Annotated in this window: 9 protein-coding genes; 8 read left to right on the forward strand and 1 reads right to left on the reverse strand. The window is 73.8% G+C overall.

The annotated features are described in order from the left end of the window. The first annotated feature begins 21 nt into the window (after positions 1-21). Positions 22-1,695, forward strand: coding sequence for a PucR family transcriptional regulator (locus Q5694_RS30305; protein ID WP_333936674.1), 1,674 nt, complete (start codon positions 22-24; stop codon positions 1,693-1,695). Between the two features lie 119 nt (positions 1,696-1,814). Then, entirely contained in the window at positions 1,815-3,260 is a 1,446-nt protein-coding gene (locus tag Q5694_RS30310) for an aldehyde dehydrogenase family protein (protein WP_333936675.1), read from the forward strand. A 77-nt stretch (positions 3,261-3,337) separates the two neighbouring features. Here the strand turns inward: Q5694_RS30310 and Q5694_RS30315 are convergent, their stop codons facing one another. Next, positions 3,338-6,256 carry a glycoside hydrolase family 3 C-terminal domain-containing protein gene (locus Q5694_RS30315; RefSeq protein ID WP_333936676.1) on the reverse strand — a complete coding sequence of 973 codons (2,919 nt, stop codon included), beginning with the start codon at positions 6,254-6,256 and terminating at the stop codon, positions 3,338-3,340. Between the two features lie 377 nt (positions 6,257-6,633). On the opposite strand from Q5694_RS30315, the gene Q5694_RS30320 reads away from it, so the two are divergent. From Q5694_RS30320 to Q5694_RS30345, 6 genes are all read left to right on the forward strand, one after another. Then, a complete protein-coding gene (locus Q5694_RS30320; RefSeq protein WP_333936677.1) occupies positions 6,634-8,316 on the forward strand; it encodes an extracellular solute-binding protein in 1,683 nt (560 codons plus the stop codon). A 26-nt stretch (positions 8,317-8,342) separates the two neighbouring features. Continuing rightward, a complete protein-coding gene (locus Q5694_RS30325) occupies positions 8,343-9,380 on the forward strand; it encodes an ABC transporter permease (RefSeq protein WP_333936678.1) in 1,038 nt (345 codons plus the stop codon). Next, complete coding sequence (locus Q5694_RS30330) at positions 9,377-10,327, forward strand: carbohydrate ABC transporter permease (protein ID WP_333936679.1); 951 nt, start codon at positions 9,377-9,379, stop codon at positions 10,325-10,327. Before Q5694_RS30325 ends, Q5694_RS30330 begins: the two co-directional genes overlap by 4 nt. A 213-nt stretch (positions 10,328-10,540) precedes the next feature. Further along, positions 10,541-12,745: a 1,4-beta-glucanase gene (locus tag Q5694_RS30335; protein ID WP_333936680.1), complete on the forward strand. Its 2,205-nt coding sequence runs from the start codon at positions 10,541-10,543 to the stop codon at positions 12,743-12,745. Then, complete coding sequence (locus Q5694_RS30340) at positions 12,745-14,712, forward strand: beta-galactosidase (protein WP_333936681.1); 1,968 nt, start codon at positions 12,745-12,747, stop codon at positions 14,710-14,712. The genes Q5694_RS30335 and Q5694_RS30340 overlap by 1 nt, the downstream gene beginning before the upstream one ends. Next, positions 14,709-16,904 (forward strand): glycosyl hydrolase family 95 catalytic domain-containing protein, encoded by a 2,196-nt coding sequence (locus Q5694_RS30345; protein ID WP_333936683.1) that lies wholly within the window; start codon positions 14,709-14,711, stop codon positions 16,902-16,904. Before Q5694_RS30340 ends, Q5694_RS30345 begins: the two co-directional genes overlap by 4 nt. Positions 16,905-16,907: the final 3 nt, after the last annotated feature.

A 16,907-nucleotide genomic window follows, 5' to 3' on the forward strand; every position in this document is an offset into this window, starting at 1 on the left:
CGCCCCGACGCAGAAGGCACCATGCCCCCGACGCTCGCCTCGCTCGTCCACCACTCCGCGCTGAAGCTGACCGTGCGGGCCGGCGAGGACCGCCTCGACGTGCCGGTGCGCTGGGCCCACGTCAGCGAGCTCGCCGACCCCGTCCCCTACATGGAGGGCGGGGAGCTGCTGCTGATCACCGCCCTCAAACTGGACGCCGAGGACCCGGAGGCGATGCGGCGCTACGTGCGGCGGCTGGCCGGGGCCGGAGTGGTCGGGCTGGGTTTCGCCGTGGGCGTGAACTACGAGGAGATCCCCCAGGCGCTCGTCGACGCCGCGCAGGAGGAGGGCCTGCCGCTGCTGGAGGTGCCGCGCCGGACGCCGTTCCTCGCCATCAGCAAGGCCGTGTCCGCCGCGATCGCCGCCGACCAGTACCGGGCCGTCACGGCCGGGTTCGCCGCCCAGCGGGAGCTGACCCGGCAGGCCCAGACCGGGGGCCCGGAGGGCCTGCTGGCCGCGCTGGCCGCGCAGGTCGACGGCTGGGCGGCGCTGTACGACGCCTCCGGCGCCGTCGTCGCCACCGCACCGGAGTGGGCGGGCAGGCGCGCCGCGCGGCTCACCGGCGACGTGCAGCGGCTGCGGGACCGGCCCGCGCCCGCCTCGTCCGTGGTCGGCGGCCCGGAGAACGAGGACCGGGTCGAGCTGCACACCATCGGCACCGGCCGGCGTCCCCGCGCGGCCCTCGCGGTGGGCACCGCCGCCGCCCCCGGCACCGCCGAGCGGTACGCCGTGCACTCGGCCATCGCCCTGCTGACCCTGACCACCGAACGCTCCCGCTCCCTGCAGGCCGCCGAGCAGCGGGTCGGCGCCGCGGTGCTGCGCATGCTGCTGGCCGGGGAGCCGGACCACGCCCGCGCCGTCGCCGGGGACCTGTACGGCGGACTGCTGGACGCGCCGTTCCGGATGCTGGTCGCCGAGCGGGTGCCGGTGTCGGCCTCGGCCGCGCTGGCCCGGGCCGAGGCCCGGGCGGCGGCCCCCGCCGCCGAGCGGCCGTCGGCCGCCGCGCTCGCCGCGGCCGACACCGGCGGCGACCCGCTCGCGGTGCTCGCCGACGTCGTCGAGTCCGCGGCCGCCCGGGCCGGTGAGGCCGTGCTGGTCGTGCCGGAGGGGGAGCGGCTGGTGGTGCTGGCCGCGGACGGCGGCGCCGCCGCGGCGGCCTGCGCGCAGTACGCGGCCGCCCTGGAGACGGCCCGCTCGGGCGTCCGCGAGAAGGTGCCGGGCGGCGAGGAGGACGACCTGGTCGTCGGGCTGTCGGCCCCGGCCGGGCCGATCGCCGCGTCCGCCGCCTACAAACAGGCCGAGCAGGCCCTGTCGGTGGCACGGCGCCGCGGGCGGGTGCTCGTGGAGCACGAGCAGATGGCGGCCGGGTCCGTGCTGCCGCTGCTCGCCGACGACGCCGTACGGGCGTTCGCCGACGGCATGCTGCGCCCGCTGTACGAGCACGACGCCACGGGCCGCGGCGACCTGGTCGCCTCCCTGCGCGCCTGGCTGTCCAAGCACGGCCAGTGGGACGCGGCCGCGGCCGACCTCGGCGTCCACCGGCACACCCTGCGCTACCGCATGCGCCGCGTCGAGGAGATCCTCGGCCGCTCCCTGGACGACCCGGACGCCCGGATGGAACTGTGGCTGGCCCTCAAGGCGACCTCCACGGAATAGCCAATCCGTAGTGTCCCGGCCTGCTACTGCTACGCGCCGGACAAACACCCTTCGGCCGCCACGCGCCTACCGTTGATCCGTCACAGGACCACCCCCGACGCCGAAGGGCCGGAACCCACATGACCTCCACCCACGCCTTCTGGCTCGCCGGCCGCCAGGCCACCGGCGAGGACACCTTCGACGTCAGCTCCCCGTGGGACGGGCGGCTCGTCGGCAAGGTGAGCGTGCCGACGGACGCGCAGGTCGAGGAGGCCGTCGCCGCCGCGTACGCCGTGCGGGACGAGTTCGCCGCCACCCCGGCGCACGTGCGGGCCGCCGCCCTCGACCACGTCAGCAAGCGCCTCGCCGAGCGCACCGAGGAGATCGCGCTGCTGATCTCCGCCGAGAACGGCAAGCCCGTGAAGTGGGCGCGCGGCGAGGTCGGCCGTGCCGTGTCGGTGTTCCGCTTCGCGGCCGAGGAGGCCCGGCGGTTCAACGGCGGCGAGGCCCAGCGCCTCGACACCGACCTCGGCGGCCAGGGTCGGCTCGCCCTCACGCGCCGCTTCCCCAAGGGCGTCGTGCTGGGCATCGCGCCCTTCAACTTCCCGCTGAACCTCTGCGCGCACAAGGTCGCCCCGGCCATCGCCGCCGGCGCCCCGATCATCCTCAAGCCGGCTCCCGCGACCCCGCTGTCCGGCCTGATCATCGGCGACCTGCTGGCCGAGACCGAGCTGCCCGCCGGCTCCTGGAGCATCCTGCCGGTCGCCAACGACAAGATGCCCGCCCTGGTGCAGGACGAGCGCCTGCCCGTGATCTCCTTCACCGGCTCCGAGAAGGTCGGCTACGCGATCATGGACTCGGTGCCGCGCAAGCACTGCACCCTGGAGCTGGGCGGCAACGGCGCGGCCGTCGTCCTCGCCGACTGGGCGAGCGACGAGGACCTGGACTGGGCGGCGAACCGCATCGCCACCTTCTCCAACTACCAGGGCGGCCAGTCCTGCATCTCCGTGCAGCGCGTCATCGCCGACGCCTCGGTGTACGACCGGCTGCTGCCGCGCATCGTCGCCGCCGTCGAGGCCCAGGTCACCGGCGACCCGAGCGACGACAAGACGGACGTCGGCCCGCTGGTCAGCGAGGACGCCGCGAAGCGCGTCGAGACCTGGGTCCGGGAGGCCGTCGACGCCGGGGCGCAGCTGCTCACCGGCGGCGAGCGGGACGGCGCCACCTACGCGCCGACCGTCCTGGCCGAGGTCCCGGCCGGGGTGACGATCTCCTGCGAGGAGGTCTTCGGGCCGGTCCTCACCGTGCAGAAGGTGGACGGCGAGGCCGCGGCCTTCGCCGCCGTCAACGACTCCAAGTACGGCCTGCAGGCCGGCGTGTTCACCCACGACCTGCAGACCGCCTTCCGCGCCCACCGGGCCCTGGAGGTCGGCGGCGTGGTCGTCGGCGACGTCCCCTCCTACCGCGCCGACCAGATGCCCTACGGCGGCGTCAAGCAGTCCGGCGTGGGCCGCGAGGGCGTGCGCTTCGCCATGGAGGACTACACCTACGAGCGCGTGATGGTCCTCACCGGCCTCAGCCTCTAGCCCGCTGCGGCCTTCCCCGGCCTTCCCCGGCCCTTCCCGGGATACGTCGGCTGCCCTCTGGCTGATGGGAACCGTTTTCATATAGGCTCTGCACAGAGGTCCGGCACCGATGCCTTCCGGTGCCGGGCCTCTTCCGTGCGCCGGCCCGCCCCGGACCCTGGACCGGAGAAGCCGACGTGCGCCAGCCGCAGCGGGCCGCGCAGCCTCAGGTGCACGTCGTGCACGCCCTCGGCGGCGACGGGCGCGCCGAGGCGGACGTAGTCGTACGGGCCCGCGGTCGGCTCCGGCGTCGACAGCACCGCGATCACCGGGCCGCCGTCCAGGCACACCTCGACCGAGCCCGCGCCCGACACCTCCACCGTCACCGCGGTCACCCCCGGCCCGAAGTCGCAGTCGCGGTAGACCAGTTCACCCGTCCGTCCGCCCGCCGGCGTCACCGCGTCGCCCGCCGTCTTCGCGCGGTCGACGATCTCCACGCCGCGCTGCTCGTCGAAGGACGCCCCGGCCAGCCCTCGCGCGGCGACCGCGCGCGGCGGGGCGGGCTCGCCGTCCAGTGTGAGCGTGGTCCGCAACCGCACGTCCTCGCTGGAGGCGCCGGCCAGCAGTTCGTACGCTCCCGGCTCGAGTCGCCACCGGTCCCGGGCGACGTCCCAGAACGCGAAGGCGGACAGCGGGACGCCGAAGCCCAGCTCCGCCGTCTCGCCCGGGGCGAGCGTGATGCGCCGGTGGCCCAGCAGCTCCCGGCGCGGACGGGGCCGGGACGGGCCGACGGCCCGGGCGTAGAGCTGGGCGACCTCGTCGGCCGTGACCGCCCCGGTGTTGGTGACCGAGAAGGAGACCCTGACCTCCTCGTCCCCCACCGCTGCGGCCAGGCCGTCGTAGGAGAACGACGCGTAGGACAGGCCGTGCCCGAAGGGGAACAGGGGCGTGCCCTCGAAGTAGAGGTAGGTCTGGCGGCTGCCGATCACGTCGTAGTCGAGCAGGTCCGGCAGGTCGGCGTCGCCGGCGTACCAGGTCTGCGGCAGCCGCCCGGCGGGGGAGACGTCGCCGGCCAGGACGCGGGCCAGCGCGGTGCCGGCCGCCTGCCCGCCGTGCGCGCTCCACAGCACGGCGGGCAGCTCCTCCGGGTCGACCGCGTACGGGTAGGCCGACACCAGGGCCAGGACGGTGGCCGGATTGGCGGCGCGGGCGGCCCGCAGCAGCCGCTCCTGGTGCCCGGGCAGGCGCAGCGTCGTACGGTCCTCGGTCTCGCGGCCGTTGATGTGGGGGTCGTTGCCCGCCACGACCACGACCACGTCGGCCGCTGCGGCGGCCCGCGCCACCGCCTGCTCGCCGCGCTCGGCGACGACCAGCCCGAACACCTCGGGATCCTCGTCGGCAACCTTCACGCCGTCGGCGGAGACACACACATGGCGGCCCGTGCCCAGGTGCTCGAGGAGGTGCCCGTCCCCGTGCGGCTCCAGACGGAACGTCTCCTGCACGACCCAGCCGCCCGGCTGGTCGGCGGAAGCGCGGACGTAGCCGTCCCCGGCGACCGAGAGGTAGCGGCCGTCGGGGGCGCGCAGCGTGAGCACGCCCCCGCCCCAGTCGATCAGGGCCAGCTCGGTGCCGGTCGCGTCGGTGGTCAGCGCGGGCAGGTCGGTGCGGCCCGCGAGCAGCGCCGGGTCGAGCGCGCCCTCGGCGTCCGGCCCCCGGCCGGCGGTGTCCCCGGCCGCCGGCACGCTCAGGAACGCGCCCCGGGAGGTCCTCAGCCGGACCCGGTCCACGCCCTCGGCGAAGGTGACCCGCTCCGCCCCGAACCGTTCGTACAGGCCCTCCAGCGGGGTGGAGCGGTGCAGGAGCGTGCCGCTGTACCAGTCGAGCTTGCACTCGTCGGCGAGCAGCCCCACCACCGCGATCCGGGTTCCGGAGGCCAGCGGCAGGACGCCGTCGTTCCTCAGCAGCACGACCGCCTGCTCGGCGGCCTCCCGGGCGAGCTCCCGGTGCGCCGGGGTGTCGAACCCGGCCGCCTCGCCCTGCTGTTCGTGTCCGGGGTCGAACTCGCCGAGCCGGAAGCGGACGGAGAGCTGGCGGCGCACCGCGGTGTCGAGGTCGGCCTCCGTCAGCAGGCCCTGCGCCAGGGCGCCGCGCAGCCGTGCGGTGATCCGCGAGGGGTCGGTGCCGTGGTCGGTGAAGCTGTCGACGCCCGCGCGCAGGGAGGCGGCCGTGGCCTCCTCGTGGGTGGCGAAGTAGTGCTCGGCGTCGACGAGGTTGCTCGGCGCGCCCGCGTCCGAGCAGACCAGCAGGTCCTGTGCGCTCCAGGTCCGCAGGTGCTCCGCCAGGTACGGGGAGACGTGGTTGGGACGGCCGTTGACCAGGTTGTACGCGGGCATCACCCCGGCGACCGCGCCCGCCTCGACGGTCGCGCGGAACGCCTTCAGGTCGTACTCGTGCAGCACGCGCGGACGCACCGAACTCGACGTGGTGGAGCGGTCCGTCTCGTTGTTGTGGGCGAGCCAGTGCTTCAGCACGGGCGCGGTGCGCCAGTGCACGGGGTGGTCGCCGCGCAGGCCGCGGGTGTAGGCGGTGGCAAGGGTCGAGGTGAGCCGCGGGTCCTCCGAGTAGCCCTCCTCGTTGCGGCCCCACAGGGGGTGGCGCAGCAGATTGACCGTCGGGGCCCAGACGTTGAGGCCGACCCGGTCGTCCCGGGCGCGCATCGCCCGGGCCTCCCTGGACACCGCGTCGCCGACCCGCCGCACCAGCTCCGGGTTCCAGGTGGCGCCGAGACCGACCGCCTGCGGGAACACCGTGGCCGGGCCCATCCACGCCACCCCGTGCAGGGCCTCCTGGCCGGTGCGGAACGCGGCGACGCCGAGCCGCTCGACGGCGGGGGCGAACTGGTGCAGGAAAGCGATCTTCTCGTCGAGGGTGAGCCGTCCCAGCAGGTCGTCGACGCGCTTCGCGAGGGGCAGCCCCGGATCACGGAAGGGTGGGGCGGGCGGCGTGTGTGCGGTCACGTGGGGATCCCCTTGCGCTGGATCGGCGGAGGCACTTTCGAAGCGCTTCGATGCTGTGTGCCGCCCCGGCCGGGTGTCAAGGGAGCGACGGTGATTGTTCAAGTGGGGCACGACCGAACGCCCTTGCCGCGTTGCCGAGGAAGTTCGGTGACGGCCCTTGTGCGCCTTGGGGTGTTCACTTAACCTCGCAGCAACATCGAAGCGCTTCGACTACGCATGGTCCCCGGTGGGTCCGACCACGGACGCCCCTGACAGTCCGTCCGCCCACGGCCGCCGGGTGGTTCGACAGCTCGCTTCCGCTCAGCCAGTTCCACTCGAGACACCGCAGCCGACGGCCTTCCGCCGGGTGTCCTGGTGCGCCACGAAAGGTTGACGCAATGACGCCGAACGCCGCCTCCGCCTCCTCGGGACCGAGCCGGAGAAGTTTCCTCGCCTCCACGGGCCTCGCCACCGCGGCCGTGGCCGGCGGGATGCCCCTGCTCACCGCCTGCGGCGGCACGGGCAACGGCTCGAAGGACGGCACCACCTCCGGCAGGAGCGCGCGCAAACTGCTGCCGGCCTACGTGGCGAGCAACGTGGTCACACCGGACGTCCCGGCCAGGAACGGCTCGGCGATGGGCTTCACCGGCAAGCTCGACCTCGCCGGTCTGAAGACCTCGGTGCCGAGGAAGCTCGGCAGGGGCGGCTCGATCCGGATCATGTCGCCGTTCTGGGGGACGCCGCCCAAGGGCGACAACCCCTACTACCGGGCGATGAACGACCTGATCGGCGTGGACATCACCTGGCAGAACCAGGACGGCAACACCTACGACGAGAAGCTGGGCGCGGTGCTCGCCTCCAGCGACCTGCCGGACGTCGTGGTCATCCCGAGCTGGAACATGGGCGGCAAGATACCCAGCGCCATCATCGGCAAGTTCGCCGACCTGGGGCCGTACCTGTCCGGGGACGGCGTGAAGAGGTATCCCAACCTCGCGGCCGTGCCGAGCGGCGCCTGGCAGTACTCCATCTTCGGCGGGAAGCTGCGCGGCCTGCCCCAGCCCGCCCCCTCCGTCACCGGCATCGTGCCCTTCTACCGCAAGGACGTCTTCGACAAGGAGGGGTACGAACTCCCCTCCACCGCCGGGGAGTTCCTCGCCCTGGCCAAGGAGATCACCCGGCCCCGGGCCAAGGTGTGGGCCTGCGACGACATGAAGTGGACCGCGTTCAACGTCTTCGGGGTCCTCTCCGGTGGCGAGAAGCCGCTCGGCTGGAACCTGGCGGACGGCAGGATGGTCTACCGGGTCGAGACGGAGGAGTACCTCGAAGCCCTGGAGTGGACGCGCAAGCTGTACGCGGCCGGTGTGGTCCACCCCGACGCGAAGGCCGTCCGGGGCACGGCGGGCGACCGGTTCACCGCCGGCCAGGTGCTGATCTACAACAACAACATCTCCGACTGGTGGGGCAAGATGGCCGAGCAGGCCGGCCAGGAGTCCGGGCTGCGCATCGCGGGGATGGACATCTTCGGCGCCGACGGCGGCGACCCCACCCTGTGGGCCGGATCCCCCGCCGGCATCTTCGCCTTCGTCAACAAGAAGGCGTCCAAGGCCGTGGTCGAGGACGTCCTGGCCGCCGCCAACGTCACCGCCGCCCCGTACGGCACCAAGGAGTACATGCTCACCAACTACGGGGTGGAGGGCACGCACTACACGGTCCGGGACGGGGTGCCCACCAAGAACGACAAGGGCAATCAGGAAGTCGTCAACGCCTATGTGATGCTGGCCGGTCCGGCCCCGACGATCGCTCATCCGGACCTGCCGGACATCGCCGAGGAGCAGGTGAGGTGGCAGCAGCGGATGGGCGCCTTCACCAAGAAGTCGGCCTTCTGGGGCATGCAGATCACCGAACCGGCCCGCTACACCAACCTCTCCGACGACTTCGAGCAGTTGGAGGACGACGTCGTCCGCGGCCGCAGGAAGATCGGCGACGTGCAGCAGGCCGTCTCCGACTGGCGCAAGCAGGGCGGCGACAAGCTGCGCGACTGGTACCGCAAGCTGCACGACGACAACGGTTCGGCGCAGTGACCCGGCGCTGAGGCAAGGAGAAGGCCGTGTCCCACAGCACGGTGCCCCGCAGCAGGGCCGAGGCGAAGACGACCGGGGCGGCTGCCCGCGCGGCGGGCTCCCCCGCGGGCGAGCGGCAGGGGCGGAAACCCCCCGGCGGGCTCGGCCTGCGGCTGAGGTTCCGCCGCGACCGCACCCTCATCCTGATGACCCTGCCGGCCGTGGTGCTGGTCCTGGTCTTCAACTACGTCCCGATCCTGGGCAACGTCGTCGCCTTCCAGGAGTACGACCCGTACGTCAGCGACAACGGCCTCGCCGCCATGCTCCACAGCCCGTGGGTGGGCCTTGAGCAGTTCGAGCGGATCTTCGCGGACCCGGCGTTCCGGGACGCCGTGCGCAACACGCTGGTGCTGTTCGGCCTCCAGCTGGTGCTGTTCTTCCCCGTGCCGATCCTGCTCGCGCTGCTCATCAACAGCGTGGTCAGGCCCCGGGTCAGGGCGGTGGCCCAGGCGATCCTGTACCTGCCGCACTTCTTCTCCTGGGTGCTGGTCATCACCGTCTTCCAGCAGATCTTCGGCGGGGCCGGCATCATCGCGCAGACGCTGCGCCGGCACGGCCACGAGGGCTTCGACCTCATGACCGACCCCGGGATCTTCATGTTCCTGGTGACGGCCGAGGGCGTCTGGAAGGACGCCGGCTGGGGCGTCATCGTCTTCCTCGCCGCGCTCGCCTCCGTGAGCCCCGACCTGTACGAGGCGGCCGCCATGGACGGGGCGGGACGGTGGCGGCGCCTGTGGCACGTCACCCTCCCCGCCCTGCGGCCCGTGATCGCCCTGCTGCTGGTGCTGCGGGTGGGCGACGCCCTCACCGTCGGCTTCGAGCAGATCCTGCTGCAGCGGGACGCCGTCGGGCCGGGGGCGGCGGAGGTCCTCGACACCTACGTCTGGTGGAACGGCGTGCGCAACCAGGACTTCAGCTACGCGGCGGCGGCCGGTCTGGTCAAGGGCCTGGTGAGCGTGGCCCTCGTCCTCGCCGCGAACAAGGTGGCCCATTTCATGGGCGAGCAGGGGGTGTACAAGAAGTGAGCGCCGTCGTCGACAGGCCCGCCCTGGAGCGGGCGGCCCGCCCACCGCGCTGGTGGCAGGCCCCGCCCCGGCCCGCCTGGGAGGAGAGGCCGGGCCGGGCGGGGACCGCGGGCAAGGGCGTCGTGCTGGCCGGTGCCTGCCTCGCCGTGCTGTTCCCGCTGTGGATCGTCGTCGTCACCAGCGTGTCCACGAGGCAGACCATCAACGAGGCCGGCGGGCTGGTGGTGATACCCAAGGACCTCACCTTCGTCGCCTACCAGGAGCTGCTGAGCGGCGGACAGGTGACCCGGGCGGCGATCGTCAGCGTGTGCGTCACGCTGGCCGGCACGCTGTTCTCGACGGCGGTGTCGGTGCTCGCCGCGTACGGGCTGTCCCGGAGCGGTTCGCTCGGACACCGCTGGCTGCTGATGACCCTGCTCGCGACGATGTTCTTCGGGGCCGGGCTCATCCCCACGTATCTGCTCGTGCAGTCGCTGGGACTGACCGACACCTATCTCGCGCTGGTCCTGCCGAGCGCGGTCAGCGTCTTCAACATCCTGGTGCTGCGGGCGTTCTTCATGGGGATCTCGCCGGAGCTCCTCGACAGCGCGCGGATCGACGGCGCGGGGGACTGGCGGATCCTGTGGCGGATCGTCATCCCGCTCTCCCGGGCCGTCATCGCGGTGATCACGCTCTTCTACGCGGTGGGCTACTGGAGTGCCTGGTTCAACGCGTCGATCTACCTCAGCGACCAGGACATGATGCCGCTGCAGAACGTCATGATCCAGCTGGTGCAGAAGCAGGAGGCGCCGGTGGGTGTCAGCCAGGCGATCAAGACGGGGCAGATCTCCGGGCTGGCGATCCAGATGGCCGTGATGGTGATGGCGTTGCTGCCGGTCGCCGTGATCTCGCCGTTCGTCCAGAAACACTTCAAGAAGGGCATGCTCACGGGCGCGGTGAAGGGCTGACGCCCAGGCTCCGCACGCAGGCCCAGTACGTCCGACACGTACGTCCCACACGCAGGTCCGACACGTAGGTCCGTACGCCGGTCCGGCACCCGGGTCCGGCGTGCAGGTCCCCGCGCCGATCCGGCGCCCGCGGCCGCTCCGCGGCCCGTCGCGCAGTCCCCCGCGCCCCGCAGGGGCGTCCACCCGTACCCGCTGCAGGAACCGAGGTATGTCATGAGCACGTTCGGTCTGAGCAGGCGTTCCGTCCTCGCCGGGACCGCGGCCGCCGCCGCTGCCGCCTCCCTGGCGTCTGCGCAGGGGCGGGCGCACGCCGCCGCTCCCGCCACCCCCGGCGGATACCGCTGGCGCAACGTCGTCCAGGGCGGCACCGGGTTCGTCACGGGGGTGCTGTTCCACCCCTCCGTGCGCGGACTGGCCTATCTGCGCACCGACATCGGCGGCGCCTACCGGTGGGACGACCGGTCCGGCCGGTGGACCCCGCTGACCGACCACATCGGCTGGGACGACTGGAACCTGCTCGGGGTGGAGGCCATGGCCGTCGACCCGGCCCACCCGGACCGGCTGTACCTCGCACTCGGCACCTACACGCAGTCCTGGGCGGGCAACGGGGCCGTGCTGCGCTCCGAGGACCGGGGCGCCACCTGGCGGCGCACCGACCTGACCGTCAAGCTCGGCGCGAACGAGGACGGGCGCGGCTGCGGGGAGCGGCTGCTCGTCGACCCGCGTGACAGCGACACCCTCTGGCTCGGCACCCGGCACGACGGGCTGCTCATCTCGACCGACCGGGGCGCGAGCTGGCGGAGCGCGGGTTTCCCGGCCGCCCCCGGCCCCACCGGCCAGGGCATCACCCTCCTCGTCGCCGCCGGCCGCACGGTCTACGCGGGCTGGGGGGACTCCGACGCGACGGCCGGACGGCCCGCCCTGTACCGCACGTCCGACGGCACGACCTGGGAGGCCGTCCCCGGGCAGCCCACCGGCCCGGCCGCCCGGGTGCCGGTCCGGGCCGCGTACGACCGGCACACCCGCGAGCTGTACGTGACCTACGCCGACGCCCCCGGCCCGAACGGCCAGACCGACGGCAGCGTGCACAAACTGCGCACGACGGACGGGAAGTGGACCGAGGTGACGCCGGTGCGGCCCGGCGGTGCCACCGGCGACGGGGGCAGGGACACCTTCGGTTACGGCGGTGTCGCCGTCGACGCCCGCCGCCCCGGCACCGCCGTCGTCTCCACCAACAACCGCTGGGCGCTCGTCGACACCGTCTTCCGGACCACCGACGGCGGCCGCACCTGGACGTCCCTGAAGGACCGGGCCGTCCTCGACGTCTCCGAGACGCCGTATCTCAAGTGGGGCGCCGACGAGCCCAAGTTCGGCTGGTGGATCCAGGCCGTCGGCCTCGACCCGTTCGACTCCGGGCACGTCGTCCACGGCACCGGAGCGACCCTCTACGGCACCCGCGACCTCAGGCACTGGGCCCCGCAGATCCGCGGCGTGGAGGAGGCGTCCGTCCGGCAGCTCGTCTCCCCGCCCACCGGCACGGCCCACCTGCTCAGCGGCTGCGGGGACATCGGCGTGATGTACCACGAGCGGCTCACCGCCTCACCGTCCCGCGGCATGGCCTCCAACCCGGTGTTCGGCACGTCGACCGGGCTCGCCCTGGCCCCGGCGAGACCGTCGTACGTGGTGCGGGCCGGGTGGGGCGACCACGGCAACGGCGCCTTCTCGCACGACGGCGGGAAGACGTGGGCACCCTTCGCCTCCCAGCCGGACGAGGCCAGGACCGCGCCGGGCCCGATCGCCACCAACGCCGACGGCAGCGTGCTGCTGTGGTCCTTCGGGACCGGCCACCCCGGTCACCGCTCGGCGGACAACGGCGGCACCTGGTCCGAGGTCCCCACCTTCCCCCGGGGTGCCGCACCGGTCGCCGACCCGGTCGACCCGGCCCGCTTCTACGCCTTCGACACCACCACCGGAACCCTGCACGCCAGCACCGACGGCGGCCTGACCTTCACCGCCCGGGCGTCCGGACTGAGCGCGGGCGACAGCGAGTTCCAGCTGGCGGCCGCCCCGGGCCGCTCCGGCGACCTGTGGCTGAGCCTGAAGTGGAACGGGTTGTACCGCTCGACCGACGGCGGGGCCGCCTTCACCAAGGTGGACAGCTGCTGGGCTTCCTACACCCTCGGCTTCGGCAAGGCCGCCGAGGGCTCCTCCTACCCGGCGCTCTACCTCGTCGGCGCCACCGAGGCGATCACCGCCGTGTACCGCTCGGACGACGAGGCGAGGACCTGGGTGCGCGTCAACGACGACCGGCACCAGTGGGGCTGGATCGGCGCCACCGTCACCGGCGACCCGCGCGTGTACGGCCGGGTCTACGTCGCCACCAACGGGCGGGGCGTGCAGTACGGGGAGCCCGTCTGATGCCCGGACTGGGGGACGCGACCCGGGGCCGCCTGCTGTTCGGCGGGGACTACAACCCGGAGCAGTGGCCCGAGGAGACCTGGCACGAGGACGTCCGGCTGATGAAGGCCGCCCGCGTCAACTCGGTCACCCTCGGCGCCTTCTCCTGGTCGAAGCTCGAACCCGAGCCGGGCGCCCGCGAGTTCGGCTGGCTGGACACGCTGATGGACCTGATGCACGAGCACGGCGTCGGCGTCGTCCTCGCCACCCCGACCTCCTCGCCCCCGCCGTGGCTGGGCCGGCTGCACCCCGACACCCTGCCCGTCACCGAGGACGGCCGCACCGAGTGGTGGGGCGGACGGCAGCACTTCTCGCACTCCAGCCCCACCTACCGGCGTTTCGCCGCCGCCATCACCGAGGACCTGGCCGCCCGCTACGGCGGCCACCCGGCCCTCACCATGTGGCACATCAACAACGAGTACTGCACGGTCGACCACGGCGACCAGGCGGCCGCCGCCTTCCGGCGGTGGCTGCGCGCCCGGTACGGCACCCTCGACGCCCTCGACGAGGCCTGGGGCACCGCCTTCTGGGGCCAGGGTTACGACACCTGGGACGGCATCCTGCCGCCCCGGCTGCCGCACTACCTGCGCAACCCCGCCCAGGTGCTGGACTTCCGCCGCTTCACCTCCGACATGCTCCTGGAGTGTTACACCGCGGAGCGGGACATCGTCCGGCGGCACTCGCCGCACGTGCCGGTCACCACCAACTTCATGCCGCTGTGGTCCGGGGTGGACGCCTGGCGCTGGGCCGAGGAAGAGGACGTGGTCTCCGTGGACCTGTACCCCGACCCGCGCGACCCGCTCGGCGCCCAGCACGGAGCCCTGGTCCAGGACATGACCCGCTCCCAGGCACGCGGGCCCTGGATGCTGATGGAGCAGGCCGCGGGCCCGGTGAACTGGCGCGGTGTGAACCACCCCAAGCCGCGCGGCCTGAACCGGCTGTGGTCGCTGCAGGCGGTGGCCCGGGGCGCCGACGCGGTCTGCTACTTCCAGTGGCGGCAGTCCCGGCAGGGCGCCGAGAAGTTCCACTCCGGGATGGTCTCCCACGCCGGGGAGGAGGGGCGCACCTTCCAGGAGGTCAAGCGGCTCGGCGCCGACCTGGAGCGGATCGCGCCCGCCGTGACCGGGCGGCCCGTCCCCGCGCGGGTGGCCGTCCTGCACGACTGGCACGCCTGGTGGGCCGGCGACCAGGACGGCCGCCCGTCCCGCCGGGTGAACCACCCGGAGGTGCTGAGCGCCTGGCACCGGGCCCTGTGGCAGGCCCACCTCACGGCCGACTTCGCCCACCCCGAGCACGACCTGACGCCGTACGCGCTGGTCGCCGTGCCCCAGCTGTACGCGCTCACCGACGCGGCCGTGGGCAACCTCCTCGCGTTCGTGGGGCAGGGCGGAACCCTGGTCTGCGGGTTCCTCACCGGCGTCGCCGACCAGGACGACCGGGTGCGGCCCGGCGGGATGGACGCCCGGCTGCGGGAGCTGTTCGGCATCCGGACCCTGCACGAGTGGTGGCCGCTGGAGGCGGGGGAGACCGTGGACTGCGAGGGCTTCCGGGGCACCCTGTGGTCGGAGGAGCTGGAGGGCGACGGCACGGCCGACGCGACCGTGCCCTACCGCGGCGGTGAGCTGGACGGGCTGCCCGCGGTGCTGCGCAAGGGCCGGGCCTGGTACGTCTCAACGCTCCCGGAACCCGGCCCGCTGCGGGACCTGCTGGCGTCCGTCGCGCGCGACGCGGGCGTGCGGCCGGTGCTGGACGGGCTGCCCGAACAGGTGGAGGCCGTGCGCCGCGGCGAGCTGCTGTTCGTGCTGAACCACGGCCGCGAGCCGGTGACCGTCGACGTGCCGGGCACCCACCACGACCTGCTGACCGGCACGGACGTCACCGGCCGGGTCACCCTCGGCCGCTACGGGGCGGCGGTGCTGCGGCCATGACCCACTCCGCCCCCGTCCACGGCACCTGGGAACCGCAGCCCGCCACACGCTGGGAGGACGGCTTCCTGAGCGGCAACGGCCGTCACGGCGCCCTCGTGTTCGGCGAACCGGACACCGAGCGGGTCGTGGTCACCCACCACACCCTGGTCCGGCCGGGCGACGGTGACACCCGGCCGCCCGAGCTGGCGGGGGACCTGTCGGCCCTCCAGGACCGGCTGCTGTCCGGCGACACCACCGCGGCCGAGAGTTTCACCGACGGACGTCCCCTCCGGTGGGTGCGGGCCTTCCACCCCGCGTTCCGGGTCCGGCTGGACCGGCCGGCCGGCGCCGGGACCGGCTACCACCGGGAGGTGGACTTCGCCACCGGCACCGTCCGGACGTCCTGCGACGGCTGGACCAGCCGGGTCTTCGTCTCGCGCGCCGACGACGTGATCGTCCAGCACGTCACCGGACCGGGCCCCGCCCTCGGCATCGACCTGGACCACCGGCTGCCCGGCGCCCCGGCCGCGCCGGCCGTCGGGCACGGAACCGTCCTCGCCCCCGACGGCGCCCTGCTGAGCCTGCACCTGCGCCATCCCGGCAGCGACCTGGCCTGCACGGGCGTCACCCGCATCGCCGTCACCGGCGGGAGGACCACCCTCGTGCCCCCGGGCGTGCGCATCGAAGGCGCCCGCTCGGTGCTGCTCCTGACCCGGGTGCACCGGCACACCGGAGAGCTCGACGTGGTCGCCGAGGGACGGGCCCTGCGCGACCTGCCCGCCGACCCGGACGAACTCCTCGACCGCCATCTCGCCCGGCACCGCGCCGCCTACACACGGGTCAGCCTCGACCTCGCCGCCGACCCCGCCGAACGGGCCCTGCCCGGCTCGGAGTTGCTGAAGCGGCCCCGCAGCGCCGCCCTGCTGGAGCGGCTGTTCGCCGCCGGCCGCTACCACCTGCTCAGCGCGAGCGGCCTGTTCCCGCCGCGGCTCACCGGACTGTGGACCGGCGACTGGAACACCGCCTGGTCGGGCGCGTTCACGCACGACGCCAACCTCAACCTCCAGACCGCCTCGGCGGCGGCCGCCGCCCTGCCCGAGGTCACCGAGGCCCACGCCCGCCTGGTGCACGGCCAGTTGCCCGACTGGGGCGACAACGCCCGCGCGATCTTCGGCACCCGGGGCGTGGTGGCCCCCGCCCACAGCGACGGGGAGTGCGGGCACGCGTACCACTTCAGCCGCGAGTACCCCCTGCACCTGTGGACCGCCGGTGCCGACTGGCTGCTCAAGCCGCTGGTCGACCACGACGAGACCCACGGCACCCGCGACCCGCGCACCACCGCCGCGCTGGCCGAAGTCGCCCTGTTCTACGAGGACTTCCTCACCCGCACCGACGGCGACGGCCATCTCGTCGTCGTCCCGTCGTACTCACCGGAGAACCGGCCCGCGGGCGGGAGCTGGGGCGCGCTGAACGCCGCCATGGACCTCTCGGCGGCCCGCCACGCCCTGCGCACCGCCGCCGCCCGCCATCCCGGCACCGCGGAGGCGGGCCGCTGGACGGCCCTCGCCGACCGGCTCCCCCCGCACCGGATCAACGCGGACGGGGCCCTGGCCGAATGGGCCTGGCCCGGCCTCGAGGACACCTACGACCACCGCCACCTCAGTCACCTCTACGGCGTCTGGCCGCTGGAGGAGATCACCCCCTACGACACCCCCGCACTGGCGGCCGCGGCCCACCGCGCGCTGGAACTGCGGGGCGCCGAGAACGACTCCGCGCACGGCCATCTGCACCACGCCCTCGTCGCGGCCCGGCTGCGGGACGCGGACCGCGTCGCCCACGCCCTCGGCCGGGTCCTGGAGGGCGACTTCTTCCACGCCTCCCTCATGAGCGCGCACTACCCCGGCCGGGACGTCTACAACGCCGACGCCGCGCACACCCTGCCCGCCGTGCTGATCGAGGCGCTCGTGCAGTCCACCCCCGGCCGGCTGGTGCTGTTCCCCGCGCTGCCGGCGCGTCTCACGGCCGGTGCGCTGCGCGGCGTGCGCACCCGGTTCGGGGCCGGTCTCGACCTCGTCTGGAACCCGGACGGCGAGGCCACCGCCGTGCTCCGGCCCGGCCGCAGCGTCCGCGTCGAACTCAGGACTTCCTCCGGCGCCGAGCCGCTCGACCTCGTCGCCGGGGAAGACCGCGTCCTCACCCTGAGAGCGCGGTGATCC

It is taken from the genome of Streptomyces sp. AHA2 (genome assembly GCF_036857595.1).
In the GTDB taxonomy this organism is placed as follows: domain Bacteria; phylum Actinomycetota; class Actinomycetes; order Streptomycetales; family Streptomycetaceae; genus Streptomyces.

What these genes read in the sequence shown, in the direction of transcription:
- Q5694_RS30320 (WP_333936677.1), top strand. Translation starts at nt 6,634, where the DNA reads ATGACGCCGAACGCCGCCTCCGCCTCCTCGGGACCGAGCCGGAGAAGT.
- Q5694_RS30345 (WP_333936683.1), top strand. Translation starts at nt 14,709, where the DNA reads ATGACCCACTCCGCCCCCGTCCACGGCACCTGGGAACCGCAGCCCGCC.
- Q5694_RS30340 (WP_333936681.1), top strand. Translation starts at nt 12,745, where the DNA reads ATGCCCGGACTGGGGGACGCGACCCGGGGCCGCCTGCTGTTCGGCGGG.
- Q5694_RS30335 (WP_333936680.1), top strand. Translation starts at nt 10,541, where the DNA reads ATGAGCACGTTCGGTCTGAGCAGGCGTTCCGTCCTCGCCGGGACCGCG.
- Q5694_RS30310 (WP_333936675.1), top strand. Translation starts at nt 1,815, where the DNA reads ATGACCTCCACCCACGCCTTCTGGCTCGCCGGCCGCCAGGCCACCGGC.
- Q5694_RS30305 (WP_333936674.1), top strand. Translation starts at nt 22, where the DNA reads ATGCCCCCGACGCTCGCCTCGCTCGTCCACCACTCCGCGCTGAAGCTG.